The sequence below is a fragment of the Agrobacterium sp. DSM 25558 genome (genome assembly GCF_900100825.1).
Taxonomy (GTDB): Bacteria; Pseudomonadota; Alphaproteobacteria; order Rhizobiales; family Rhizobiaceae; genus Agrobacterium.
In genome coordinates, this window is sequence record NZ_FMUD01000081.1 from 1 (window position 1) to 1962 (window position 1962).

The following is a 1962-nucleotide window of genomic DNA, read 5'->3' on the forward strand; positions in this document are numbered from 1 at the left end:
CTGGCAACCTGCCTGATCAGTCATGTGCGCGATGGCGGCACGATTGCAAGCATCGTTCCGGTGCCGGAAGCCGCCAAAAACGGAGAGCGTGTCACCATTCATGAACTCTTCCACCGCACCGATGCAGTGACGCTCGACGCCGTGCTTGATGCTGCCCTGCGCGGTCTGTTGATTATCCCGATTTCCCATATCTTTCCTCTTGAGGAGATTGGTCTGGCGCAAAATACCGTAGCAGCGGGAGCACCGGGCAAAGTCGTGCTCAAGCACTGAGGGATCAAGACAGCGCCTGCCTGTCAACGACTTGTAAGGCTATCGCGCCGTTCCTGATATTTTCCACGACCGGATTGCAGGTGGCGGCGCGTTCCGCCCGCTCGACGCTTTCACATATGTCGCTACAGTGAAACGAGGAGCCTGTAAATTTCGCGTAGCAAGGACTTGCCGCTTAAAAGATCTGTCTTCATCAGAAGACTGGGGCATATGGTCGGCCCTTGTCAATGGTTCAGATAACTCACTGGATCACTGCAGGTCCGGGTTGCAATAGCGGCCCCTTCTGCCATCGGGTTCGGTTCCTGAGCGATCCATTTTGTTCGTGTCGATATTGGTGCCTTTTGTCGCCCACGTTTACATGCTCCGCATGGATTGGATCCGCACGATCGACATCGGGCTTTTCAAAGGCGTGACCATCTATCTGTAGCGGTACAATCGAGCAGCTTCGCCGCCCCTTCGAGCACTTCCAGAATGGTCTGACCGAGTTTTTGATTTTAGAGTAACTTGAAATGGGGTTTTCCATGCTTAGATACGCTTTATTGGTCTTGTATGAAGTATTCGGGGGCTGAGGCTGCCAAGTTCTATGGAGCGATCGCGGCGGGACCTTCCTACTTCGTCAACTCAACGCGACGTTTCCGATCAAATCTATAATTCGCTTTATCCCGAGCGGACTGGGCCTCTTTTTTCTTGCTGCGCGGCCTTTTCAAGTCCGCAGGTTTTCTGAACGGCCTGTTCATCACCTCATACAAACCGGCGACAAAACTCTTTAAATAATCATAATCTATTGCCAAGGTCTTTGCTCTCCCAATCGATTATCACGACGCCTTCGGATTTATCTCAGATGATGTTGGAGGCGGGGATGCTTCGCACTCCATGTACTGGCTGACAAGCTCCAAGGCGGCGGCAAGATCGACATCTTGCCAGAGTGTGCCGGGCTCCTGCCTTTGCACGATTTGACGGGAAGATTTAAGAACGACGGTAAACGGTCTTTTGGTTCTGGGTCGGTACATGGCTACCCTTGATGTCTTCATGAATCGGCGGCTGGTGCTTAATACTCACAGGCCTTCAAAAGAATGGCCAGCATGTCATTCAAAGCAATAATTTACGTCACCACATCATACGCAAATGTTATATTTGCGGCCTGATCGAAATTCTGCGCTATCCGGTAATATTTCAGGTCGGCCATCGCCCCTCTATCCTCCAAAGCTTGCCTGGGACTTATCTCGTAGAATTGCGCACATGAGGTTCTGGAGCGTTCAAATCGTTCCTATGGCGGTCGGCCTTCGCACAACCCGATCTAGACAGCCATCGTGTGACTACACGTACCTATCGCATTTCAGACGCTTGGCAACATCGGTATTGAGGATTTAGTTCAAGACTGAGCGGCAGTAAGCTCAGTTGCTCAGACAACAGAAAAATCGCTTGAGTAATGGACCGTCGAACTGTCCCTTTTGTGCAGCCATAAATTCTGCCGCCTGTGCGGGTGTCCAAGCCTTTTTGTAGGGGCGCTTTGACGTCAGCGCATCGTAAACATCGCAGATGGATGCAATGCGAACAGGCACACTGATCTGCTTTCCAGCCAGACCTTGTGGATATCCTCTTCCATCCGGTCTCTCATGATGATGACGACAAATGTCGAGCACAGCGTCGGGCATGTCGGTTTGGCGTGACAGGAGGTCGTAGCCGCGCTGAGGG

1 protein-coding gene and 1 pseudogene are annotated in these 1962 nt (G+C 52.0%); one reads left to right on the top strand and one right to left on the bottom strand.

All coding sequences use genetic code 11. From position 1 onward, the window contains the following. Window positions 1-270, top strand: a pseudogene (locus DSM25558_RS27510) (NADP-dependent oxidoreductase); the annotation flags it as partial. A gap of 1391 nt (window positions 271-1661) precedes the next feature. On the opposite strand, the gene DSM25558_RS29895 reads toward DSM25558_RS27510, so the two are convergent. Then, on the bottom strand, window positions 1662-1962 hold a 301-nt coding region (locus DSM25558_RS29895), incomplete at its 5' end, for an HD-GYP domain-containing protein (RefSeq protein ID WP_143240279.1).